The organism is Desulfitobacterium chlororespirans DSM 11544, from assembly GCF_900143285.1.
Lineage (GTDB): Bacteria > Bacillota > Desulfitobacteriia > Desulfitobacteriales > Desulfitobacteriaceae > Desulfitobacterium > Desulfitobacterium chlororespirans.
In genome coordinates this window covers 143,172-166,446 of record NZ_FRDN01000008.1, presented here as the reverse complement: position 1 = coordinate 166,446, position 23,275 = coordinate 143,172, and the positions used below count along the sequence as shown (strand labels likewise).

Annotated in this window: 21 protein-coding genes and 1 pseudogene; 12 read left to right on the top strand and 10 right to left on the bottom strand. The window is 46.6% G+C overall.

Going from position 1 to position 23,275, the window contains the following annotated elements; genetic code table 11:
• Positions 1-135: 135 nt before the first annotated feature.
• The 4 genes from BUA14_RS13445 to BUA14_RS13430 form a co-directional block, all read right to left on the bottom strand.
• On the bottom strand, positions 136-2,295 hold the full coding sequence (locus BUA14_RS13445; RefSeq protein ID WP_072773053.1) for an HD domain-containing phosphohydrolase: 2,160 nt from the start codon (positions 2,293-2,295) through the stop codon (positions 136-138).
• An 86-nt stretch (positions 2,296-2,381) separates the two neighbouring features.
• Entirely contained in the window at positions 2,382-2,840 is a 459-nt protein-coding gene (locus BUA14_RS13440; RefSeq protein WP_072773052.1) for a chemotaxis protein CheX, read from the bottom strand.
• Positions 2,837-3,256, bottom strand: coding sequence for a bacteriohemerythrin (locus BUA14_RS13435; RefSeq protein WP_072773051.1), 420 nt, complete (start codon positions 3,254-3,256; stop codon positions 2,837-2,839). The genes BUA14_RS13440 and BUA14_RS13435 overlap by 4 nt, the downstream gene beginning before the upstream one ends.
• A 111-nt stretch (positions 3,257-3,367) precedes the next feature.
• Positions 3,368-4,171 carry a TVP38/TMEM64 family protein gene (locus tag BUA14_RS13430; protein ID WP_072773050.1) on the bottom strand — a complete coding sequence of 268 codons (804 nt, stop codon included), beginning with the start codon at positions 4,169-4,171 and terminating at the stop codon, positions 3,368-3,370.
• Between the two features lie 231 nt (positions 4,172-4,402).
• Here BUA14_RS13430 and BUA14_RS13425 point away from each other — a divergent pair, with 231 nt between their 5' ends.
• The 7 genes from BUA14_RS13425 (at position 4,403) to BUA14_RS13395 (ending at position 12,000) form a co-directional block, all read left to right on the top strand.
• Complete coding sequence (locus BUA14_RS13425; RefSeq protein WP_072773049.1) at positions 4,403-4,915, top strand: ferritin; 513 nt, start codon at positions 4,403-4,405, stop codon at positions 4,913-4,915.
• A gap of 220 nt (positions 4,916-5,135) precedes the next feature.
• The gene (locus BUA14_RS13420) at positions 5,136-6,320 is read left to right on the top strand and encodes a BMP family lipoprotein (protein ID WP_072773048.1); all 1,185 of its coding nucleotides are present in this window, start codon (positions 5,136-5,138) and stop codon (positions 6,318-6,320) included.
• Between the two features lie 88 nt (positions 6,321-6,408).
• Positions 6,409-7,953, top strand: coding sequence for an ABC transporter ATP-binding protein (locus BUA14_RS13415; RefSeq protein ID WP_072773047.1), 1,545 nt, complete (start codon positions 6,409-6,411; stop codon positions 7,951-7,953).
• Positions 7,943-9,079 carry an ABC transporter permease gene (locus BUA14_RS13410; RefSeq protein WP_072773046.1) on the top strand — a complete coding sequence of 379 codons (1,137 nt, stop codon included), beginning with the start codon at positions 7,943-7,945 and terminating at the stop codon, positions 9,077-9,079. Before BUA14_RS13415 ends, BUA14_RS13410 begins: the two co-directional genes overlap by 11 nt.
• Positions 9,080-9,081: 2 nt before the next feature.
• Positions 9,082-10,047: an ABC transporter permease gene (locus BUA14_RS13405; RefSeq protein WP_018213111.1), complete on the top strand. Its 966-nt coding sequence runs from the start codon at positions 9,082-9,084 to the stop codon at positions 10,045-10,047.
• A gap of 226 nt (positions 10,048-10,273) precedes the next feature.
• Complete coding sequence (locus tag BUA14_RS13400) at positions 10,274-10,675, top strand: c-type cytochrome (RefSeq protein WP_072773045.1); 402 nt, start codon at positions 10,274-10,276, stop codon at positions 10,673-10,675.
• Positions 10,672-12,000, top strand: a complete 1,329-nt coding sequence (locus BUA14_RS13395) for a cbb3-type cytochrome c oxidase subunit I (protein WP_072773044.1) — start codon at positions 10,672-10,674, stop codon at positions 11,998-12,000. The genes BUA14_RS13400 and BUA14_RS13395 overlap by 4 nt, the downstream gene beginning before the upstream one ends.
• A 15-nt stretch (positions 12,001-12,015) precedes the next feature.
• Here BUA14_RS13395 and BUA14_RS13390 read toward each other — a convergent pair whose 3' ends face one another.
• Positions 12,016-12,732, bottom strand: coding sequence for a DUF169 domain-containing protein (locus BUA14_RS13390; RefSeq protein WP_072773043.1), 717 nt, complete (start codon positions 12,730-12,732; stop codon positions 12,016-12,018).
• 202 nt (positions 12,733-12,934) lie between these two features.
• Between BUA14_RS13390 and sigX the strand changes: the two genes are divergently transcribed.
• The 4 genes from sigX to BUA14_RS13370 all read left to right on the top strand — a co-directional run bounded on the left by sigX (position 12,935) and on the right by BUA14_RS13370 (position 16,572).
• A complete protein-coding gene (sigX, locus tag BUA14_RS13385; protein ID WP_072773042.1) occupies positions 12,935-13,480 on the top strand; it encodes an RNA polymerase sigma factor SigX in 546 nt (181 codons plus the stop codon).
• Positions 13,480-14,718: an anti-sigma factor family protein gene (locus BUA14_RS13380; protein ID WP_072773041.1), complete on the top strand. Its 1,239-nt coding sequence runs from the start codon at positions 13,480-13,482 to the stop codon at positions 14,716-14,718. The genes sigX and BUA14_RS13380 overlap by 1 nt, the downstream gene beginning before the upstream one ends.
• Positions 14,719-14,786: 68 nt before the next feature.
• Positions 14,787-15,734, top strand: a complete 948-nt coding sequence (locus BUA14_RS13375; protein ID WP_072773040.1) for an ABC transporter ATP-binding protein — start codon at positions 14,787-14,789, stop codon at positions 15,732-15,734.
• Positions 15,718-16,572, top strand: a complete 855-nt coding sequence (locus tag BUA14_RS13370) for an ABC transporter permease (RefSeq protein ID WP_072773039.1) — start codon at positions 15,718-15,720, stop codon at positions 16,570-16,572. The genes BUA14_RS13375 and BUA14_RS13370 overlap by 17 nt, the downstream gene beginning before the upstream one ends.
• 3 nt (positions 16,573-16,575) lie before the next feature.
• Here the strand turns inward: BUA14_RS13370 and BUA14_RS13365 are convergent, their stop codons facing one another.
• The 3 genes from BUA14_RS13365 to BUA14_RS13355 are packed head-to-tail and all read right to left on the bottom strand — an operon-like array spanning position 16,576 to position 20,819.
• Entirely contained in the window at positions 16,576-18,471 is a 1,896-nt protein-coding gene (locus tag BUA14_RS13365) for an ABC transporter ATP-binding protein (protein WP_072773038.1), read from the bottom strand.
• Positions 18,468-20,216: an ABC transporter ATP-binding protein gene (locus tag BUA14_RS13360; RefSeq protein ID WP_072773037.1), complete on the bottom strand. Its 1,749-nt coding sequence runs from the start codon at positions 20,214-20,216 to the stop codon at positions 18,468-18,470. Before BUA14_RS13360 ends, BUA14_RS13365 begins: the two co-directional genes overlap by 4 nt.
• A 54-nt stretch (positions 20,217-20,270) precedes the next feature.
• Positions 20,271-20,819 (bottom strand): MarR family winged helix-turn-helix transcriptional regulator, encoded by a 549-nt coding sequence (locus BUA14_RS13355; RefSeq protein ID WP_178371689.1) that lies wholly within the window; start codon positions 20,817-20,819, stop codon positions 20,271-20,273.
• A 75-nt stretch (positions 20,820-20,894) separates the two neighbouring features.
• Here BUA14_RS13355 and BUA14_RS28750 point away from each other — a divergent pair.
• Positions 20,895-20,978: pseudogene (locus BUA14_RS28750) on the top strand (SCP2 sterol-binding domain-containing protein); the annotation flags it as partial.
• Between the two features lie 187 nt (positions 20,979-21,165).
• On the opposite strand, the gene BUA14_RS13345 reads toward BUA14_RS28750, so the two are convergent.
• Both BUA14_RS13345 and BUA14_RS13340 read right to left on the bottom strand, forming a co-directional pair.
• The gene (locus tag BUA14_RS13345; protein WP_072773036.1) at positions 21,166-22,149 is read right to left on the bottom strand and encodes a chlorophenol reductase; all 984 of its coding nucleotides are present in this window, start codon (positions 22,147-22,149) and stop codon (positions 21,166-21,168) included.
• A gap of 355 nt (positions 22,150-22,504) precedes the next feature.
• Positions 22,505-23,110, bottom strand: a complete 606-nt coding sequence (locus BUA14_RS13340) for a TetR/AcrR family transcriptional regulator (RefSeq protein ID WP_072773035.1) — start codon at positions 23,108-23,110, stop codon at positions 22,505-22,507.
• Between the last annotated feature and the right edge of the window lie 165 nt (positions 23,111-23,275).

The following is a 23,275-nucleotide window of genomic DNA, read 5'->3' as shown; positions in this document are numbered from 1 at the left end:
TTTGGCGTAGCTGTTAAGAAAGCGAGTGAACCAGCCCCGAAGCTATGGAGTACGCGTTGTGCGTAAAGCTACGCGACCCGAACCACCTTTTTACACTCCGATGATACCACCAGAGACATAAGAATCCATTTCGGATTAATGTACACATCCGGACCCGCTATAGATCTTTTTACCCAGAACTTTCTCTACGAAAACCTTCACAAGTTCGGGATCAAACTGGGTTCCTGCATTCTTGATCAATTCTGCTACGGCCACTTCTTCAGGCAAAGCTTTGCGATAGCTTCTCTCACTGATCATGGCATCGTAGGAATCGGCAATAGCTATAATTCTAGCCTGAAGAGGAATTTCTTTCCCCTTTAAAGCTTTAGGATATCCTGTGCCATCCCATCGTTCATGATGGGCGAGGACGTACTCTGCCATTTCCGACATCTCTTTGATAGTACACAGCAAACGGTAACCGATCTCGGGATGACGCTTAATCTCTTTCCATTCATCATCCTGGAGTTTACCCGGCTTGTTTAAAATGGCTTCACTAATGACAATTTTCCCAATGTCGTGGAGCAGACCCACTGTCTTAAGTTCCTCAATTTCGTCATTGGAACAATCCAGTTCGGTAGCTGTTTTCCTGCATAATTCTGAGACTCTATGAGAATGCTGCTCTTCCCGTTTGTTCTTTTCATGCAGGGTCTTAATAATGGTGTCAATGGTGTTGCTTCTAATACTGGGGCTTTCCGACAGCTTGTTCTTATACATATAATCTTCGGCTTTTTTCAACAGTTCACTAATGGTCATTTCGGAAGTTTCCATGGTTTCGTAACCAAAAGAGACGGACAATTCGAAGGCACCGATTTTTTCCTGCAAGGCCATGGCTTTAATCCCCTTGATCACCCTTCGCGCCTCAAGTTCAGTGGTTCTGGGCATGAGAATAATAAACTCGTCCCCACCAATCCTGGCCACCACGTCATCCTGCCGGCACCCCTCCTGAATGACTTCAGCTACTTTGCGAATCAACAGATCCCCATAAGCATGCCCGAAAGAATCATTGACAAGCTTTAGCCCGTTGACATCCGCCATCGTAATCGTCAAGGGCAAATCCTGATTAAAGTCAATGCGGGTGAGCTTCTCTTCCAGAAATCTGCGATTATAGAGACCGGTAAGCTGATCATGGTAACTTAAATATTCGATCTTCTCTTGCTTTTCTTTAACAGATTGTAAACTTAATTTATACCTTTCTTTTTCCCAAAAGAGCTCCTCATTCTTTTGCCTGAGTTCGTTAACAAGACGACTATCCTGCAAGATGAACACAAAACCTATGACATCATGGAGTCTTCTATCCTTAATCTGTTTGCATACTGCATTGACGGGCAAGGTCCCTTGATCCTTCTTGATTACTTCTATATCCGTATACTTAAGATCCCTGTTTTTCATTTGGAGCAAGTCAAATTTGCCTTGATCCCCTTCCCGAAAAAGAAATCCCAAAGTGTGGTCCATAACCTCATCTGCATCATAACCAAGCAAAGCTTTCATTTGGCTGGATACCTTCCGTATCCGGCCTTCCTGGTCCGCCACAATCACCATATCCAGCGTTTCATTCATAATCTCCTGCATAATGATGCTTTCAGGAAGTTTAAAAAAGTTATAACGGGTTACCACAACAAAAACACCCAAAATCATGATGAGAGAGTAAAGTTGTCCCATCCCGGGAAAATCAATGTGGAGCAGGGCAGGTAAAATGGTTTGGGTCATCAAGTTTAATAAAAATGGGATCAGGCTTGTGATGACGAGGATCCGGGATTGTTTTTTAATCCGGATATGGGGAGATGCATACCCCCACTTAAACATCAAGGCAATGGCGATAAGCAAATAGGAAAAGTTATACAAAAAGTCACCGGCATAGAAAAATTTGACCACTTGGGCAGGAGTCTCCAGATTCGGGCCAAAAAAGAATACGGCAAGTACGTAAAAAACAAAACCAGGCAAAAAGATTATGAACTTAACCCCGGTGTTTTTGACAAGAGGGCTTTCGGTGATGTGCAGAACAAGGTAAAGAATCAGAGCGCTAAAACTGCACCAACCCAAGGCGGCCAGCTTATTCCAAAAGGAAAAGGTGAAGGCATCCTGAGCCAAATAAGCAAAGGCATAGGCAAAAGACCAAATTGAATAACTCAGACATAAAAGGAGAAAAGATTGATGAATGCGGGATTGAGGGCTCTGTCTGTATGTGTAAATACCAAAAGACATATAAATAACTGCGGCAAGTAAAGAAAATGCTGAAAGCAAACTATGTATGGTCATTGGTTTCTCCTTATTTTCAACATAGCAAAAATCAAGCCCTGTTCATTGGCAATGAATAGGGCTTGATACTCATAGGGCTGGCTGTCTTAAACCGTACGGAAATTAAGCTCCACATCCCCAATCGAGGTCTTGACTTTGGTCCGGTAAATAGAACATTCCTTACCAGCGGGAAGGGCTCCTCCTTCAAGAATTTTAGGAGGACGGATATCGCACACGACTTGAGATTGTGAGAGCCCGGTCATGGCATTGCCACTGATAATATTGGCAATTTCACCTAAAGCCGATTTCACAAAGTCGTCGATTTCATTAAACTCCATGCCACTCATCATTTTGACCATTTCCAGAGTGGTGTCCTTAGGAAAGCTGTACATTACCTCTCCGGCCAGATCTCCCGTAATCTCAATGACAATATTAACTTGTTCTTTAGTTTCCTCGCAGTTTTCTGTGGGTTGACTTGAGTCCGTAGATACATCCAGATCCAGTAAGAGCTTAAAGGTTTGGCTGGCTGCATTGGAAAAGGGGGTCAGAAGGTCTTTCGTGCTCATTGCTTGCCCTCCTTGCTTCTTGCATATTCGGCTATTTTCTGATCATCAGCTACCACATGATTGATCAGCCATGCCAAAAGTTTCCCCCCAAATTGCTGCATAAGCTCTTCTTTAAAGCCTTCTTTTGCGTACTCCCGGGATACAACAACCACATAAGCAACCATATTTTTATGTATCATCTGATGCTCTTCAAAATGCGGATAGCCAATCTCCAATTGATAAGCCTCTTCATCGGCAAAGTGAGTCACCACATAGTCTTTCATAAATTCGAGGGTTTCATTGACCTTTTCAACTTTTTGTTCCCATGGTTTGTCGGAACGCAATGTTTCCACAAAGCTCCCTACCCGTGAAAACAGCTCCTCATGCTGACTGTCAATAAGAGGATCGCCGACCTTATATTTTTCCTTCCAGATCATAGACTGACTCCTTTCACTCTCTCCTCAAATAATTCCTATAATTAGTCCCTATAATTCCTTCTCATTATAACATAAGTGAAAATCCTATCAAAGAGTAATTATTCTTTGCTTTTACCGTTGAATGGGAGTGACTGTAGCGGCATAATAAAGGATCACAAAAATAATGACCAGCACAATAGTCCCAAAAATGATCTTATGCCAATACAGATTCCATTGCTCACTTATGAATTGAGTCCGGTTCCTGTGTTCGACAAACTTCCTCAGCCACTCTCGTTTCCACCAGCCCAGGATGAAGATAAGAATCAATGCCACAAGGGTAACCACCACAGGGTTGAGGTTTTCCAAGGCTAAGCCATTGCCCATAAAGGTCAGGACAGCATAACCCGGCAGCCGGCCTGCCACAGAGATCAGAACCAAGGTGCGGATGGGAATTGTCGTTAGTCCGGCAATAAAGGCAATAAGATCGTCTGGAAAAGCGGGCAGAAGAAAAATGAAAAAGAATACCCAGGCTCCTTTTTCCTCCGTCAGATGGTCAAAGCGCTCCATCGTCTTCTTGTCCACAAACCGTTCCACAAAAGGACGCCCCAATTTCCGGGAAAGAAGAAAAACCAGAGTAAAACCAAGGGTGGCACCCAGCATTGTGTAAAGCAAGCCCAGTAAGGGGCCGAATAAAAATCCGCCAATGACCCCAATCACCTGGCCGGGTATGGGAGCAATCAAGATTTGCACGATCTGCAGAAGCATAAAAACCAGTGGTCCCCACGTCCCTGAGCGAATGATGATCTCCCTGACCTGATCCGGATCACTTAAAAGAGCTAAGTAGGGCCAGCCCCAATAGAGCAAAGAACCTATACTCACGATGGATATCAGTAAAATAATCAAAAACGAAGGCTTTTGATGCTGCTTTTGCTTCATAGCTTCTTATTCCTTTAGATGTAATATTAAACTTAATGACACTATTATAAATTAAAAAATGTCTGCATGAAATATCAACTTTTGACATTCTATTTTACCCGGAAAGGATTTACTAAATTAAAGAAATATTTCTCCGCATTGCTGACCGAATAGTGCGATTGCTTGGGTTATGAGTAAATTTCTGCTATAATATGGTTAAATCTAAAAAATAAAAAAGAAGGAGAATTGCTTATGCTTGATCGTGAAGTTGCTTCATTGCTCAATGAACAAATCAACAAGGAACTCTATTCTGCTTATCTCTACTTGGATATGTCCGGTTATTATGCCGACAATGGTTTGGATGGCTTTGAAAATTGGTTTTATATCCAAGCCCAGGAGGAAAGAGATCATGCCATGCTCTTCCGGACTTATCTTCTCAACAACGATGAGAAAGTCACTCTCGGCGCCATAGCAGCTCCCGACCTTACTTATGAAGATTTTAAGGCTCCCCTTCTGGCTGCCTTGAAGCACGAGCAATTGGTGACAGCCTCTATCAACACCATTTACGCCGCGGCCTACGAGAAGAGAGATTTCCGTACCATGCAGTTTTTAGACTGGTTCGTCAAGGAGCAAGGTGAAGAAGAGAAAACCTCCACAGATCTGATCAGCAAATTTGAACTTTTTGGCCAAGATCCCAAAAGCCTCTATATGCTGAACCAAGAGCTTGGAGCTCGGGTCTATTCCGCACCTTCGCTGGTTCTCTAATTAATTGAAGAAGGCATGAAGTATTCATCAACGATGCTCCTGCCTTCTTTCTCTTTTCTTTTGATCTCCTCATTAACATTTGTTAAGTTAATCTAAAAAATTATCTGAACCTTTAAAAATTGAATAGTTGTAAATTCCTATAAGAATGATAAAATACATTTGGGATACAAAATACATTAGAAACTCACAGAAGAAAAAGGAACAAAAAGGAGAAGAGAAGATGAAAAAAGTTACATCCGTTCTATTGGCTGTCTTGATGGTAGCCCTTTTAGCTACCGGATGCGGCAGCAGCGCTCCAGCCGCCAAAGATGGAGGCAATAGCGGCACCCCCAGCGCCTCCGGCCAGGGTTTTGAGATCGCTCTCATTACCGACAAAGGCAATATCGATGACAAGTCCTTTAATCAGGGATCATGGGAAGGTGTCGTTGAATTCGCCGAAGCCAACAAGGTTACCCACAAATACTACAAACCTGAAGAAGCTACCGACGCAGGCTATCTGGCCGCCATTGATTTAGCCGTTACCGGCGGTGCCAAGGTCATTGTCACCCCCGGCTTCCTGTTTGAGGTACCTATCTTTGAAGCCCAAACAATCTACCCTGATGTAAAGTTCATCCTTTTGGATGGAGCACCTCACACTGCCGACTATGCAACTTTTGAAACCAAAGACAATGTAGCCAGCATTATGTATGCTGAAGAAGAATCCGGTTATCTAGCCGGTTACGCCGCCGTTATGGATGGCATGACCAAGCTTGGCTTCATGGGCGGTATGGCTGTTCCTGCCGTACAAGCTTTCGGTTACGGCTATTTGCAGGGTGCTGAAAAAGCTGCCGCAGAACTCGGTCTGGCTGATGGAGCAATCTCGGCAATTTACCATTACACCGGGGATTTCGCTGAGACAGATACCAATAAAGCCACCGCTAAAACCATCTATCAAGGCGGTACTGAAGTGATCTTTGCCTGCGGCGGTTCCGTTGGCAAGAGCGTCATGTCTGCCGCTGCTGAAGCCGGTAAAAAAGTCATCGGTGTTGACGTTGACCAACGCTATGACAGTGAAACCGTCATCACTTCCGCAACCAAAGGTCTGCGGGCTTCCGTCGTTCAAGTTCTGGAGTCCATTTACAAAACCAACAGCTGGAGCACTTTTGCCGGACAAACCACCTATTTCACAGCAGCCAACGAGGGAATCGGACTCCCCACCATTGTCATCGGGGATGCCAATGCCAAAGCCTTTGACCGCTTCGAAAAATTCACCATGGAACAATATGAAGGCGCGTTTAAATCTTTAGTGGATGGTACTGTGGATCCGATCCGCACCATCGATGTTGAAGACGCCAACGGTTACGCCACTGCGGATGAGCTGGTATCCGGACTTAAGCTCAGCAAAGTTAAGGTTGAAGTAAGATAATTTAAACAGCACTTGATCGGGGAAAGGGAATACCCTTTCCCCTTTCCTCTATTCGCATGTCCATGACTACCTACGAAGAGGGGTTATTATGAACGATTATATTATTGAGATGCTCAACATCACCAAAGAATTCCCCGGCATCATCGCCAATGACAATATCACTCTGCGTTTAAAAAAAGGCGAGATTCATGCTCTGCTGGGAGAAAACGGTGCCGGAAAATCCACCCTGATGAGCGTTTTATTCGGTTTGTATCAACCGGAAAAAGGCGAAATCCGCAAGAACGGCAACACCGTAAAAATCAACAATCCCAATGACGCCAATGCCTTAGGAATCGGCATGGTCCATCAGCATTTTAAACTGGTGGAGATCTTTACCGTTCTCGAAAATATTATCTTGGGAGTTGAGCCCCATGCCCTTGGTTTTTTACAAAAGAAAAAAGCCAGGGAAAAAGTCGTTGAACTGAGCAAGCAGTATGGACTGGAAGTCAGTCCTGATGCTCTCATTGAAAAAATATCCGTGGGCATGCAGCAAAGGGTTGAGATTCTCAAAATGCTCTACCGGGATAATGAGATTTTAATCTTTGATGAACCCACAGCGGTTTTAACCCCTCAGGAAATTGATGAACTTATGGAAATCATGCGCCGTTTTGCCAAAGAAGGCAAATCGATCTTATTCATCACTCATAAATTAAACGAGATCATGGCAGTTGCCGATCGTTGCACCGTATTGCGCAAAGGACAATATGTAGGCACTGTTGACATAAAAGATACCACAAAAGAAGAACTCTCCCGGATGATGGTGGGCCGGGATGTAAGTTTCCGGGTTCAAAAAGAAACCAGCACCCCAGACCGGGTGGTCTTATCTGTAAGAAATGTCTCCGTTCCCTCCAAAACCAGTAAGAAAAATGCTGTCAGCAACGTGTCTTTCGATGTTCGCGCCGGTGAAATCGTCTGCCTGGCCGGTATCGACGGCAATGGACAGACCGAATTCGTCTCTGCCCTGACCGGGCTGGAAAAACATACCGGCGGTACGATTACCCTTTGCGATCAGGATATCAGCAAAGCTTCCGTCCGCACCCGTTCCCAAGCAGGGATGAGCCATATTCCTGAAGATCGGCACAAATACGGCCTGGTGCTGGATTATACTCTGGAAGACAATTTGGTCATCCAGCGTTATTGGCAGCCACAGTTCCAACGGTTTGGCTTTATCAGGCGCAAAGCCGTGCGCTCCTATGCCGAAGGATTAATCAAACAATACGATGTACGCAGTGGACAAGGACCTCTGACCATCGCCCGCAGTATGTCCGGGGGAAATCAGCAAAAAGCTATTATCGGCAGGGAAATCGATAAGGATCACGAACTGTTGGTGGCCGTGCAGCCTACCCGGGGCCTGGATGTAGGTGCTATCGAATATATCCATAAGCAACTGGTAGCCAGGAGAAATGCCGGAAAAGCGGTTTTGCTGGTCTCCCTGGAACTCGATGAGGTCATGAATGTCAGTGACCGGATTCTGGTCATGTATGAAGGGGAAATCGTGGGCGAACTGGACCCCAAAACCACCACCGTACAGGAGCTGGGTCTTTACATGTCCGGGGCAAAACGCAACCTGAAGGAGGGCTCCCATGCAGGATAAAACATCGCTTACTTCAAAACCCTCTCTAATCAATAAGTTTATCCACAGCAAAGGCTTTTCGGCCTTCACGGCCGCCCTGATGTCTATTTTCCTGGGCTTTGTCTTTGCTTTCCTGATCATGGCCTTTGCCAGTCCCGACAACGCCGCTTCCGGACTGAAAATGCTGCTCTTCGGCGGCTTCAAGCGCCTGGCTGATGTCTTCTATTTTGCCACACCGATCCTGATGACCGGGTTAGCCGTTGGCTTTGCTTTTAAAATGGGGCTCTTCAACATTGGGGCCGCCGGTCAATACACCATGGGCATGTTCTTCGCCTTGTATGTGGGATTTATGTGGGACCTTCCCGATGGCATCCACTGGGTGGCCTGCGTTATAGCTGGAATGATCGGCGGACTTCTCTGGGGTTTGATTCCAGGTCTCTTTAAAGCTCTGCTTAATGTCCACGAGGTCATCACCTCCATCATGTTCAACTACATCGGAATGTATTTGGTGGATATGCTTATTCAGAGCAATGCTGCTATGTATGTTTCCTCCAAGACCCGTACTGCCTATCTTCCCGCTTCCGCTCAATTACCCAGTCTAGGCATAGAGCGTTCCAATGCCAATATCTCGATTATCCTGGCTGTCCTAATCGCTGTTCTTCTCTATATCATCTTAAATAAGACCACCTTTGGCTATGAGCTCAGAGCCACAGGCTTTAATAAATTTGCCAGCACTTACGCCGGAATGAACGGCAAGCGCAATATTATTCTCACCATGGGGATCGCCGGAGCCATGGCTGGCTTGGGGGGCGCTTTTGCTATTCTGGCTCCTTCCACTATTCAGGGCAGCAGTATGACTTATGAACCCATTAACGTCATCGCCGCCAACGGTTTTAACGGGATCGCCGTAGCCCTTCTGGGCAGCAATAATCCCCTGGGAATTATCTTTGCCGCAGTATTTATTTCTCACATCCAACGAGGGGGCACCCTGGCCAGCCTCTACGGTTACAAGCCGGAGATTATTGATATCGTTATCGCCGTCATCATCTATTTCTCAGCTTTTGCTATGCTGATGAATACTACGGTAGTATCCTTCTTTAAAAAGCTTTTCAAGAAAAGCTCCGCAACATCCAAGGAGGAGGCGTAATTATGGATACCGTATATTATTTGGTTCAGAACACGCTTCCTGTGGCAATCCCCCTGCTCTTAGTGGCCTTGGGCGGGATGTTCAGCGAACGCAGCGGCATCATCAACATCGCCCTGGAAGGGATTATGCTCTTCGGCGCCTTCTTCGGCTGTCTCTTTGTTTACTTTATTCAAGGCTCTTCCCTGAACCCGCAGTATATACTCTTGCTGGGCATGGCAGTGGCCGCCCTGGCTGGCATCATCTTTTCCCTATTGCTATCTCTCGCCACAGTGACGATGAAGGCCGACCAAACCATCTCGGGAACGGCTTTAAATATGCTGGTTCCCGGCATGATCCTGCTGTATGCGAAAATGTTCTTTAACAGCGACGGTATCACCACCAACGTGAATTTTTACCTGCGCAAGGTTCCCGTTCTGGGAGATTTGCCAGTCATCGGCAAATTATTTTTTCAAAACACCTATATCACCGTCTATATCGGTTTCCTTTTCCTGATTATCGCCGCGATCATCTTCTATAAGACGCGCTTTGGTTTGCGCCTGAGGGCCTGCGGCGAGCATCCTCATGCTGCGGATTCAGTGGGCATCAATGTTTATGTTATGCGTTACGCAGGAGTCAGTATGTCCGGTTTTCTGGGCGGAATGGGCGGATTTTTCTATGCTGTGGGAGTCATGAACAGCAACATCAACGGCCACACCGGAGTAGCGGGATTCGGCTTCTTAGCCCTGGCCGTCATGATCTTCGGACAGTGGAAGCCTTTTCAGATTCTGCTGGCAGCCCTCTTCTTTGCCTTCCTGCGCACCTTAGCCTATTCCATTGCCCTTATTCCCTTCCTCCATGACCTGAACATCAACCAAACCTTCTACAAAATGCTGCCCTACCTGGCGACAATGGTGGTCCTGGCCTTCACCTCACAAAAATCCCGAGCGCCGAAAGCTGAAGGGATACCTTACGACAAGAGCCAGCGCTGATCAGCTATTAAACCATGCTTTCCTAATTGGCATTGTTGATAGTATAGGTTTTAGCGGAAATAAATTTTAGCTTCTGACCCCGGCTGAACAGACAGCCGGGGATTTATTATGTTTATAAAGAGATTATTCTTAAGGGCGGGGAGGTATTGATCTGCCCAACTCGTGAATACTAAAGAGTAGTGACCCGTAAGCATACTGCTTCAGTATAAAGAACGGATGATACGCTTTGAAACTCAGAACCTTTATTCTCATTTCCTTGTCTTCTTTCGCCCTGTTTGCCTGGGCCGTTAAATCCTCCTGGGCGCTGGATGCTCCCATGAGTGAGGAGGCGGTGGCCGGTAAAGAAGTATGGCAGCGCTATAACTGCGTCAGCTGTCATACTTTATTCGGCAATGGCGGCTATGTAGGCGGAGATTTAACTCAGATCACGGCGCGGCGCAGCCCTGAGCAGCTGAGTGATTTTTTCAGCAACCCGCCAGTCATTCCACCCCATCAAAAAGAGACCCATGTCGCTTTAACTGAAAAAGAAACCCAGGCTATGACTGCCTATTTCGACTACCTGAACACCATTCCCACTTTAGGCTGGCCTCCTCAGCCAAGGGTGCTAAAAGGCGGGGATGCCCCTTGAAAACCTTCTCCGGAAAACAAATCGCCCGCAGATATGTCCTCTATGGTGTGTTCCTTTTTGCCATTCAGGGCATAGTCGCCCTGCTGGGAGCGACTTCATTGATATTTCCCGATTTGCCCTCCCCTGTTTCCTATGCATACGGCCGGGCAGTGCACCTGGCCCTGGCTACTTTTTGGCCGGTGATCGGTATGATGGGGATGGTCTATTACTACACCGTGGAGCAGCTTAAGGCAGATATCTACTCGCCGAAGATAGCCAGATGGCAGTTTCTGATCTTATTAATGGCTTCAGGAGGGCTCCTGGGAACATTAGCCTTGGGGATCGGCAACGGTCGGGAGTATCTGGATGGATTGCCTGTTTTTTATCTGGGAATTTCTCTGGGGCTGTTGCTCGGGGCCTATAATTTAATCCGGACCCTTTGGCAGAACAAACAAAAAATAACCCCTGCTGCCGGAATTATGGCAGTAGGGGCAGTGTTTCTCTGTGTGCTGATCATCCCTAATGTTTTAAGATTCACTAATCCCGTGGCTGATGAAGCGGTAAAATTCTGGGTCGTCCATCTGTGGGAAGAGATGGCTTTTGAACTCACCACCAGTGGTTTCATCGCTTCCTTTTTTGTCACAGCCGGTATTGCGGAGAAAAGGGATATAGAAAAGTGGCTTTACTTAGAAGCCACTCTCTCAGTGATCGGAGGATTATTCGGCACGGGGCACCATTACTTCTGGATTGGCTTTCCCCCGGTTTGGCTCTTTCTCGGCACGTTTTTCAGCCTCATTCAGGTCCTGCCCGTCTTTCTCCTGGCTTATCTGGTCTATAAAGGCTTTAAGAAACATAAACCTTTCAGCCTCCGGGAAAAGCTTGCTGTTGGGCTGATTTTAAGCAGTATCTTTCATCATCTTACCGGAGCGACTCTTTTCGGGATCTTGATCACGATCCCCTGGATCAATGTCTATGTCCATGGCACCTATATAACCTCAGGCCATGCCCACCTGGCCTTGTTCGGCACCATCGGCTTTCTGGTTCTGGCCGGTGCCTATACTATTTTAAGTGAGAAAGAACCCTTGGACAAAAAAGCCTATGGCTATGGCCTATCCGGAGTCATTCTCCTCAATCTTGGCCTGATCGGCATGAGCAGCAGCTTGATCCTAGCCGGTTTTTTGCAGACTTATCTGTGGCGGATCATGGGTATGGATTTCATGGCGGTCAATTCAGTCATCAACCCTTACTTAATTCTGCGGGTTCTCTGGGGCTCCCTGTTCACTCTGGGAGCAGCTATCCTCTGCTCTTTAATCATCCGAACCTGGTGGAAGACAAGAAAGGCTTAAATGCACTCCAAACGCCTAGATGCGCTCCGCAACCTTCAGCCAGGTTTCCTTGGTCAAAAAGCTTTCTGCCACCTGTTCCTCCAATTCCAGAAAACGTTTATAGGTCATGCTGAAAGAAAGGATATCCTTATCGATAAATTTGCGGGCCGAAGGATCCGTGAGCCCGATAAAACAGTGATCCTCGTCCTTATCCACTTGAGCCAAAGTAAAGAGCACGGTCTGGTGACAGCCTGCTCCAAAATCAACTTTAACATTATCCTGAGTCGGCCGATCATAATTGGCCAGCACGGTCAAAGCGGAAATCTGATCCGCATTAGCTAAAAAGATGATTCCTTCCGGGGTTTCGTCAGCCTTTAGTTCGGACAGAGGCTTAAAGATAATATATTCTTTGGCCGTCACTTTAGGCAGCTCAAGAGCAAATTTACCGGCCAGTTCAGGGTTCTTTTTATAAAACTCCCCTTCCCGTCCGCCTACACCGCCTACAGATAAGAAATGCTCGATAAAGCCCAACTCAAATTGTCTGAATCCCAGTCCTACCTTACCACCGTTACACGTAGTCGTAGAGTTGGCAAATACCGCAACCTGCCCTTTAGCCGCCATGTTGAGCAGAGAGATGGCACACCCCCATCTCCCCTCTTTAAACTGCATAGCCCCTTCGGGCTTGGCATCGGAGCGCATTACTGCGACAGGCTGGTTTCCCAATTTAATCGCTTCGGCAATTTTGCTTTGCATAAGAACTACACCTCACTTTTTAAATTTCTGGAGATAGTTGACTATTATGCATATGTTTTCGCTTGCATCATGGGAAATCCTCTTTCAAATCGTTCAATTCTTCCGAACCGGACGGAAGCCATTCTGAATATATTTTTGCCATTTTTTCTTGTCACAAAAACCCCGCCAGCGGTTTTATAGTAATGTCGAGAGGGGGTCGGAAATGAAAGAAGATCCTATAGTTACTGCGGAACGGACGGCAGAACAGTCTCCTGATAGTTCTGATTTTGGCGCTGTATTTCAATACTACTACCCTATGGTGATTCAGACTATCGAGAAGATCGTTCAGGAGAGAAGTACCGCTGAAGATTTAGCCCAGGATGTCTTTTGGCGTTTATATCATACACCCTGGCAAGACATCGAGAATCTCAAGGCCTACTTAATCCAATCCGGGATCAATGCCGCCTACAATCATTTGCGTACCAACAAACGACAGCATAGTCTCTGGGAAAGGCTCACCCGCCAGACTTTTTCTGATGAACCCTCAGCAGAGACACAATGGCTCAGAGCCGAGGAGATTCAAAGAGTCAGAGAAGTATTGACAGATCTGCCTGAGCGGGAGCGGTCTCTGCTCTTGCTTCGCTTTGCAGGGTTAAGCTACAAAGAAATCAGCGAGGCGATGCCCATGGAATTTGCTTCCGTGGGAAAATCCTTGGTACGGGCCAAGGAGCGTTTCCGCAAACGTTACCTGAAAAGGGGGGAATATTAATGTCCTGCAGCCTTGAACAATCAACTATTCAAGCTTACCTTGACGGGGAATTGTCAAGAGAGGAAAGAAAAGAGATGGCTCTACATCTACGGAGCTGCCCCGGTTGTCGGGAAGAGCTGGAAAAGATGAAAAGACTGGATGAATGGCTTAAGACAGCTTTGACGGAAAGCTTGAAATTAAACACCGAAAGCGAGGTATCTCCCGATACCCAGGCCGCTTGGGAGAAATTACAAGCCCGGTTGGCTGCAGCCCCCGGTCCAAATTCCCTTGACAACGCCCTGGAAACCTCGGCATTACCCAACCAAAATACAGAACTATCCCCAGACCTGTCAAAGGGTCTCTTGAAGAAAGGAAGATGGTCAACGATGAAAATCAGTCCCAAACGCTGGATAGCCGGAGGAGTAGCGGCTGCGGTCCTGGCTTCCGCTCTGTTCATACCCCAGGTGAGAGTTGTCGCCAGCGATATGCTGGGTTTATTGCGCATTGACAAACTGCAAACTGTTAAACTTACTCCGGAAGATATTGAACAGATTAAAGCCAATATGAGCGCCCTCCACAACGGGGAGATCGATCTTAAAGGCATGGGCCATATGTCTGTGGCCGGCCAGCCTGAACCGGCAGTCTTTACCTCAACTGAAGCAGCCCACCAAGCCGGTGTAACGGTTCCTGAACTAACAGGTTATACCATGCTTCGAGCCGGGAAGCAGGAGCCTTTTTCTGCCAATATGCAAATTGATGTAGCCCAGTTTGAAGCCTTTGCCCAGCAATTAGGCACTTCCGTAGCCTTGGATCCCAAGCTGAATAAGGAAACCATTTTTATCTCCTTTGGTCAAAGCAGTTTTATTGAGTATAGCTCGGAGAGCAACCCACAGGCTCGTTTGCATTATGCTGTATCCGCCTCACCCCAGCTCAAAGTTCCCGAGGGGATTGATGTAGATCAGGTAAGAGGTGCTCTCTTAATGACTCCTCTCCTTCCCGAAAATGTCCGTCAGCAGTTAGCCAATATCCAGGATTGGGAGTCCACCCTTCCCATTCCTTATGTCGAAGGCCAGGACTATTCCGAGGATGTTAAAGTCCAGGGGAACCCCGGAGTATTTGTCGCTTATGCCGGCGGGGAGCATGCCGTACTGATTTGGCAAAAGGATGGTTTAATGCACATGCTGGGCTCTCAGGGAACGGAAGCCCAAAGCAATAAGGAACTGAGAAACAGCTTGCTTGCTATAGCAAGCCAAATTTAAATCCTTCATAATACCTAAAGGGCAGCCCCACGGCTGCTCTTTAGGCTTATCAAGCAATGAGGTGGCTTATGTCGGAATTCGTTATTCAAACCTGGAATTTAACCAAACACTATGATGGCAAAGCCGGGTGCTCGGATGTGAGCTTACAGGTCCCTCCCGGTGTCGTCTATGGTTTCATCGGACCCAATGGCGCGGGCAAGAGCACTTTTGTCAGAACTTTGCTGGGCTTAATCCACCCAACCTCAGGGCGGGCGGAAATCCTCGGCCATCCCCTCAAGAATGTTAAGGCCCGGGCGAAAGTAGGCTATCTCCCTGAGCTTTTTCGTTATCCCGATTGGCTGACAGGGGTTCAACTGCTGGAGCTCCATGCCGATTTGGCCGGAGTGCCTCCCACGGAGCGGAGACAGCGGATTCAGAACTTAGTGGAACGTGTAGGTTTATCCGGCCGTGAGCGGGAAAAAATCCGACGCTACAGCAAGGGAATGCAGCAGCGCATCGGCTTGGCTTGTGCCTTGATCTCCGATCCTGAATTGATCTTTCTTGATGAGCCTACCTCCGCCCTGGACCCCATCGGCCGCCGGGACGTGCGGGATCTCATCCTTGCCCTGCGCAAAGAAGGAAAGACAGTGTTTCTCAACAGCCATCTCCTGGCCGAAGTGGAAAATGTCTGCGACCAAGTGGCTATTATCAATCAGGGAGAAGTGGTCGCCCAAGGAGACTGGCGGACCCTTTGTGACTTTAAATCGGAAATCAGACTGCGGACTCAGGGGTTAACCCGGGAAATCCTCAACACGATGAACTCATCGGTTCAGGAAGCCGAGCTTTTATCCCAGACCCAGGAAATCACGGAATGGCGGGTGCAGCTCAGCTCCGGGGAGGCTGTGCCGGAGCTGGTCCATCACCTCAGCGGGATGGGGATCGGGGTTTATGAAGTGGTTTCCCTGCAGCCTCATTTAGAAGAGGTCTTTATGCATTGGGTGGAGCGAAAGGAGAAAGATCATGCTGTCCATCATTAAGCTGACCTTCAGGGAGATTCTTTCGCGGCGGATCTTTTTCATCACCTTGCTCATGACCCTCGCTTTTTTGATCTTCTTTGGGGTGACCAATCATTATGCTGCCCAAGGCTTTATTCAAGCCATGCACGGTTTTGACAGCACCAACACAGTTATCCAAAACTCCATACGTTCCCAGATTATTATGATGGGGCTTAATTTTTCCAGCATGATTCTGGCCCTGCTCACCATCCTCTCCACAGTGGGAGGAGTAGCCGGGGAAATTGAAAACCATCAGATCGACACGATCCTGGCCCGTCCCCTCCCCCGCCGTTCTTATGTCTTAGGAAAATTCCTCGGCTTGGGAACCGTAGTCGTGGTTTATGCCCTCAGCTTATTCGTTGGTGTACTGCTGATTAATCAGCTGACCGGCGGGGATATTGCCGCCCGCCTTGAACCTTCCTCTGTTATTCAAGGGGGGCTGATCTTCGTCCTATCCCCTCTCCTCATCGTCGCCGCAGGTTTATGGCTGAGTACCCGTATGAGCACGATCAACAGCGGCATCATTCTCATTATTCTCTATGGGGTAGGCTTTGTAGGCGGGCTGGTGGAACAGATCGGAACCCTGCTCAATAACCCGTCCTTAATCAACACAGGCATCGCCTCCAGCCTCATCTTTCCCTATAATGCTCTCTTTCGCAAAACCGATGCTTTGCTGACCGATTCCGGAAACGGCGCCATGGCCATGTTGAATGGCGGGGCAGGGAGTGAGCTCAGCAACCTGATGCTCGGATATGGGGTCTTCTATGCCCTGGCTTTGTTGTTCTGGGCAATCCGCCATTTCGAGCAGCGGGATGTTTGAGCGCTACTCCAGTTCAAAAGCTCCCGTATAAAGCTGATAATACCTTCCTTTTTCCGCAATCAGCTTCTCATGGCTGCCTCGTTCAATGACTCTCCCCTCCTCAAGTACCATGATCACATCGGAGTTCTTGACGGTAGAAAGCCTGTGGGCAATGACAAAGACCGTTCTCCCTTCCATTAAAGAGTCCATCCCCCGCTGGACGATGGTTTCGGTACGGGTATCGATGGAGGAAGTGGCTTCATCGAGAATCATCACCGGCGGATCCGCTACCGCGGCACGGGCAATGGAGATAAGCTGCCGCTGACCCTGGGATAAGCCGCTGCCGTCCCCGGAAAGAACCGTCTGATAACCTTGGGGCAGCATGCGGATAAAACCGTCGGCATTGGCCAGCTTAGCTGCGGCAATGCATTCCTCATCACTGGCCTCCAGGCGGCCATAGCGGATATTTTCCATCACTGTGCCTGTAAACAGATTGACATCCTGGAGCACGATACCTAAGGAGCGGCGCAAGTCCTCCTTTTTGATTTTATTGATGTTGATATCGTCATAGCGGATCTTGCCGTCGGCCAGATCATAGAAACGGTTGATGAGATTGGTAATAGTGGTCTTGCCCGCTCCCGTAGCCCCTACGAAGGCCACCTTTTGCCCAGGTTCGGCATACAAGGTAATATTGTGCAGAACCACCTTGTTCTCCTCGTAGCCAAAGTCCACATCGAAGAAGCGGACTTCTCCCTTAAGCTCCCGATAGTCCACCCTGCCATCTTCCTGAGGAACTTTCCAGGCCCACCCATCGGTATGCGATCTGGTTTCAACCATGCGGCCCTTTTCTTGCTTGACATGGACCAAAGTCACTTGCCCCTCATCTTTCTCCGGCTTTTCATCCAGGAGTTTGAAGATCCGTTCCGCCCCTGCCAAAGCCATGATAATGGCATTCAACTGCTGGGACACCTGCGCAATAGGCATAATGAAGCTGCGTGACAATTGCAGAAAAGAGGCAATGGTTCCTAAGGTGAGCACATTGGTCCCGGTGATGGTCAGATTGGTGACTCCTCCAATCGCCAGGAGACCGCCCACAATGGCCAATGCTACATAAAGGAGATAGCCAAAATTGCTCATCATAGGCATGATGATATTGACATAGGAATTGGCAGCGGTGGCATGGGCACAAAGCTCTTTATTTTTGCGGTTAAAGGCCTCTTTGCTTTTTTCCTCATAGTTGAAGACCTTGACCACCCGCTGGCCATTGATCATCTCCTCGATATAACCATTGAGAGCTCCCAAGGATTGCTGCTGCTGAATAAAATAGTTACCGCTCTTGCCGGCGATGCTGCCAATAACCTTTAGGATCAGGAAAATACACAAGACCACAAACACGGTCAGCCAGACACTGAGATAAAGCATGGCAAAGAAAACCGCCACAATCGTAATGAAGGAAGAAAAGGTCTGAGGGATACCCTGGGAGATCATCTGTCTTAAAGTATCCGTATCATTGGTGTAATGGCTCATCACATCCCCATGAGTGTGGGAATCAAAGTATTTAACCGGCAGCTTCTGCATGTGGGAAAACATCTCATCCCGGATTTTCTTTAAGATGCCTTGAGAGATCGACACCATAATCCAGTTATACATTAAAGTGGCCAGAACTCCAATCAGGTAAATCCCGGCCATCACCATCATGATCCGCAGCAATCCGGCATAGTTGGGAACAGCCTCCAGAAGAAGAGGGGCAATATAATCATCGATCAGGATTTTCAGGAATACGGAAGACAGCACTCCGACCAGGGCACTGATCAGAATAGCGACCATAACAAAGAAGGTTTGCACCTTGTAATCCCGCAAATAAGACAAAAGCCGTTTTGCAGTCTGGGGGCTGAATCTGGCAGGCGGTTTCCCTATCATCCTTCATCCCCTCCTTTCGCTTGTGACTCGTAGACTTCTCTGTAAATCTCACTGGTCTGCAGCAATTCCTCATGGGAACCCACAGCCATTATTTTCCCATCGTCCATGACGATGATTCTATCGGCATCCTGGACCGATGAAACCCGCTGAGCGATGATCAGCTTGGTCGTATCCGGCAGATGCTCAGCCAGTGCCTTGCGGATCTGGGCGTCCGTCTCCATATCCACGGCACTTGTCGAATCATCAAGAATCAGAATTTGCGGGCTTTTCAGCAAAGCCCGGGCGATACAGAGCCGCTGCTTCTGCCCTCCAGAGAGATTGACCCCTCCCTGTTCGATCAGGGTATTATATTGGTTCGGGAACCCGGCGATGAAGTCATGGGCATGAGCCAGCTTGCAGGCCTGAACCATCTCTTCCTCAGTAGCCTGCTCATTCCCCCAGCGCAGATTCTCTTTAATCGTTCCTGAGAAGAGCACATTCTTCTGCAGCACCATGGCCACTTGGTTGCGCAGCGTTTCCAGGTCATAATCCCGGACATCAACACCGCCCACTTTGACCTTGCCCTCAGTCACATCATACAAACGGGGAATCAATTGGACTAAAGTAGACTTAGAAGATCCTGTTCCCCCCAGAATGCCAAGAGTCTCACCGGCTCGAATGTCCAGATTGATCCTGTCCAGGACCGGTTTATCCGCATCCTTGCTATAGCTGAAGCTGACATTTTCAAAGGAGATATCGCCATTGCGGACCTGGCTGACCGGATGGTCCCTGTTTTGCAGATTGCTCTCTTCCTCCAGGAGTTCCACGATTCTCGTGGCAGAAGCCCGGGAGATGGTCAGCATCACAAAGACCATGGAAAGCATCATCAGACTCATGAGAATCTGAGTGGCATAGGTAATCAAACTCAAAAGCTCTCCAGTAGAAAGCCCGGTCACAGGATCACCGCCGGAAGCCACAATGGCCCGGGCTCCAAACCATGATACGAAAAGGATACAGGCGTACATGCAAAATTGCATCAGCGGCATATTAAAGACCAACAACCGCTCAGCTTTGCTAAAGTCCTTGTAAATGGATTTGGAAATATCCATAAATTTTCGGGTTTCAAAGTCTTCGCGGACAAAAGACTTGACCACGCGCATGCCCCGGAGATTTTCCTGAACGACATTATTGAGCTTATCATAGGTGCGGAAGACCCTGGCGAAGATGGGATGAACATTGCTCATAATCAGCCATAGACCCACGCCGAGAATAGGGATGCTCCCCAGGAAAATAAGGGACAGCTTCTGATCGATACTAAAGGAGACAAAGAGGGCAAAGAAAAGCATGATCGGACTGCGTATAGCCATACGGGTCAGCATTTGAAAGGAGTTCTGCACATTGGTAACATCTGTGGTCAGCCGGGTCACAATGCTTGCTGTGGAGAACTTGTCGATATTGGAGAATGAAAAACTCTGGACTTTATAAAACATGTCTTTACGCAGATTCTGGGCAAAGCCTGCCGAGGCAACGGCGGCAGTCCTCCCCGCCAACAGTCCGAAAGCCAGGCTGATCAAGGCGGCGAGTAGAAGAGCACCCCCCATTTTAACCACATAATTCATATTGCCCGCATCAATGCCATAGTCGATCAGCTGGGCCATCAATAAAGGAATGATCACTTCCATAGTCACTTCCAAAGCCACGAAAAACGGCGTCAATAGAGTGGCTTTTTTGTACTGCCGGATACTTCCAGCCAGTTTTTTAAGCATAGATCAAACTCCCCCAATTAACTACCTTATAACTACTTATGAACTTATAACTACTTATAACTGCTTACTCTGACCGTCGTCAGCTCTTTTACCTGTTAAGTTTTCTTTCATCCTCTCGATATAAGCATTGAATTGCTGAATTTCCTCTTCCGTAAAACCTTGAATCAGCATGGCTTCCAGGCTGTCGATATCCTCAACGATACTTTGGTGAAGAGCCAGGGCCTTAGGCGTAAGCACCAGCTTTTTCAGACGGGCATCATCGGGTACACTCCGGCGCTCAATAAGCTCTTTCTGCTCCATAAGCTTCAGCACTTTTGAGGTCGTGGACCGATTCACTGTAAACATCTCTTCGATATCTTTCTGAAAGATATCCTTATCCCTGTTTTCCGCCAGATAGGCTATAATCCAGCTGTTCGTTCCGGTAATGCTTTTTGCATATTGAAAGTTTGCCGAGTTCTCCACATGCCGTTTAATCAGATGATTAAGAGAACGAATCTGAAAGCCTATCTCTTTTTTGTCTTTATGGATTGATTTCATGCTTTTATCCCTCTCTATGCCAATAAGATTATAATGTTGCACAACGAATTGTTTGCTATGCAACATTATAATCTTTTCCTGAAATATTTTCAATTAATATTAAGTTAAGATTCACAACTTCTTTAAAACCAAGGGAAACTCAACGCTATGTCTGCGGTAATGACTGGCAAAATCAAGATCAAAGGCAATATGTCCGCTGCCATGAAGATGCAGCAATTCCTATAATACAGCTTCACATTGAGCAAAGCAGCTCTATACAATAGCAAAAACAATTCTCAGCTCAAGCTGTTGCTAAGATTGGCACCCCGTATGTCTTCTGTATCTGCAGAAAATGTACGGGGTATTTAGCGCAAAAAAATGCCTTGAATTAGACAACCAATTCAAGGCAATGCTTTGTAATTATCTGCTATGTTTATTTAACTTCTTTTCTGACTTCATAAGCTTTTACCAAAGCATCTATGAAGCGGGAATGTGGATCTTGGAGTGACATAGTAGCACCGGTAGTAACGTCTACCAACATTTTCTTTTCAGCTTCTGTGAAGGTTGCAACTTTAGCTTTATCAGCGTCAGTTAACTTATCAGGATAAGCCATTTTGTAAGGTCTTCCGTTGGCATCGCAATACTTAACAAACCAATCCTGAACTTCAGCGACAGTCTTTCCTTTGAAGTACTCTTCATAGAAGTTCATTTGCTCCCACCATTCTTTACCGGAAACAGCACTGGCTTTCATGCCATAAGCATCGCCTTCTTCTTTCTTGGTTTCCCAGTTAAAGCCTTTGGCTTGAGCATCTTTGTAGAGCGATTTGTCTGCAGCTTCAGGATCCATCCAACCTGGGAACATATCAGGAAGGATTTCCACAACATCAAACTGTAATTTTACAATCTTGCCGGCATCATCAAAAAGTGCGGCTACTGTAGTAACGTTTAAATTGTCATGATCTTTTTGTCTGGCGGTGTTATCACGATAGTTGGCTGCCATACCAATTCCTTGGTAAAGTTTCTTGGCTACTGGGGCAACGGCAGCAGTAGAAGTAGAAGCAGCAGCTTCTTCAGCTTTAACAAGAATTTTTTGACCGGGGAAAATCAGGTTAACATTCTTAATCTGTGGATTTAATTTTGCTAATGCATCAATTGTCAGTCCATGTTTTGCTGCAATTTGCCAGAAAAAATCACCGCTTACTACTGTGTAGTAAGTTCCTGCTGCCATTTTAGAAGTATCAACACTAGGGGTTGCTGCTGGGGCCGTTGCTGCTGGTTTTGCCGGTGTCGCAGGTGCAGCTGGTGTTGTCGCCTCCACTGTTGCTGACGTTGTGGTATCAACTGCAGCAAAAATCGGGAGTGCCAGTACGGAAAAAGCGAGTGAAATTGATAGAATAATACCCAGGGTTTTTTTCATGTTACTCCTCCTTAAATTTTTTTATTCCAGGATTCACAAACCTGAGTTCATGAACCCCAAATCTAACCCCTCAATAATTGCTTATTATCTATCTGCTATCTGGCAATATCACTTTGTGAGAATCATGGTAAACACAGGCAAAATTATGTAGCTTTTGGACTGACTGTTTAAATATAGTCTAAGTTCTAACTTTCATAAATCCTTCGATTATTGCAGATACAATTATTATCTAATCAAGTATTAGATAAACAAGTATTGCACCGACAAGTATCTGACATGTAAAAATTAACATAGCTTTAAGAGTTAGTCAATAGATATTTTTATCAAAGTATAAAAAATCTAAATAGACTTAATTTCATACTTTTTTTCTATTTTTCTGCTGAATTAATCCATCAAGGAAAAGCACATTAAGCTGTCGGACCAATTCCGGATTGTGCTCAAGCTGATTGCGGATTTCTTTATTATGCAAAAAATAGGACTGAATCATATCAAGATAAATGCCTATTGCCGTATCGGAAACATCCTGCGCGAAAACTGCGGAGCGCTTACCGGCTGCTATGAATTTAATAAACAGCTCTTTATTCGCGGTATTGTAATGGTCAAAATAATTCCGAAGCTCCGGATCACTCTCAACGGCTTCAAAAAAGAACCGCAAACTGTATTGGCCATAATACCAGGTGCGGATCTGGATATACTGCTCGATTTTAGCGAAGAAATCCCCCTCTTTTTCAATGAGCTCTTTTATTTTGGCAATGCTTTCATCCAGCATATTCATGATGATGATACGCCGCAGATTATCCTTGCTCTCAAAAAAGTTATAAATAGAGACTTTGGAAACATGGGCTTTCTCGGCGATTTCCGTCATCGTGACCTTATCAAATCCATAGTGATCGAATAATTCCAAAGCCGTCTGCATGATGGCTTTTTTCTTATCACTTCTTCTCTTTTCAAATCCATCCAAAACAAATCACCTCAAATTATGAACTATATATACCTTAAACGTAAATAATATAGCATAGGGCCCTTGACCAGTCAAGGAACGACTAGTAATATATGAACTATAATGGTATTTTTAGTTCATATATTTGAAGGAGGTATTGATGTGGCGGACATTCGTTTTGAAAAG

Coding starts and splice junctions, on each gene's coding strand:
- BUA14_RS13360 (WP_072773037.1), bottom strand. CDS start 20,216: ATGCTTAAAAAACTGGCTGGAAGTATCCGGCAGTACAAAAAAGCCACT.
- BUA14_RS13410 (WP_072773046.1), top strand. CDS start 7,943: ATGCAGGATAAAACATCGCTTACTTCAAAACCCTCTCTAATCAATAAG.
- BUA14_RS13365 (WP_072773038.1), bottom strand. CDS start 18,471: ATGATAGGGAAACCGCCTGCCAGATTCAGCCCCCAGACTGCAAAACGG.
- BUA14_RS13345 (WP_072773036.1), bottom strand. CDS start 22,149: ATGAAAAAAACCCTGGGTATTATTCTATCAATTTCACTCGCTTTTTCC.
- BUA14_RS13415 (WP_072773047.1), top strand. CDS start 6,409: ATGAACGATTATATTATTGAGATGCTCAACATCACCAAAGAATTCCCC.
- BUA14_RS13380 (WP_072773041.1), top strand. CDS start 13,480: ATGTCCTGCAGCCTTGAACAATCAACTATTCAAGCTTACCTTGACGGG.
- BUA14_RS13390 (WP_072773043.1), bottom strand. CDS start 12,732: ATGCAAAGCAAAATTGCCGAAGCGATTAAATTGGGAAACCAGCCTGTC.
- sigX (WP_072773042.1), top strand. CDS start 12,935: ATGAAAGAAGATCCTATAGTTACTGCGGAACGGACGGCAGAACAGTCT.
- BUA14_RS13435 (WP_072773051.1), bottom strand. CDS start 3,256: ATGATCTGGAAGGAAAAATATAAGGTCGGCGATCCTCTTATTGACAGT.
- BUA14_RS13445 (WP_072773053.1), bottom strand. CDS start 2,295: ATGACCATACATAGTTTGCTTTCAGCATTTTCTTTACTTGCCGCAGTT.
- BUA14_RS13355 (WP_178371689.1), bottom strand. CDS start 20,819: ATGTTGCATAGCAAACAATTCGTTGTGCAACATTATAATCTTATTGGC.
- BUA14_RS13405 (WP_018213111.1), top strand. CDS start 9,082: ATGGATACCGTATATTATTTGGTTCAGAACACGCTTCCTGTGGCAATC.
- BUA14_RS13440 (WP_072773052.1), bottom strand. CDS start 2,840: ATGAGCACGAAAGACCTTCTGACCCCCTTTTCCAATGCAGCCAGCCAA.
- BUA14_RS13420 (WP_072773048.1), top strand. CDS start 5,136: ATGAAAAAAGTTACATCCGTTCTATTGGCTGTCTTGATGGTAGCCCTT.
- BUA14_RS13425 (WP_072773049.1), top strand. CDS start 4,403: ATGCTTGATCGTGAAGTTGCTTCATTGCTCAATGAACAAATCAACAAG.
- BUA14_RS13375 (WP_072773040.1), top strand. CDS start 14,787: ATGTCGGAATTCGTTATTCAAACCTGGAATTTAACCAAACACTATGAT.
- BUA14_RS13430 (WP_072773050.1), bottom strand. CDS start 4,171: ATGAAGCAAAAGCAGCATCAAAAGCCTTCGTTTTTGATTATTTTACTG.
- BUA14_RS13370 (WP_072773039.1), top strand. CDS start 15,718: ATGCTGTCCATCATTAAGCTGACCTTCAGGGAGATTCTTTCGCGGCGG.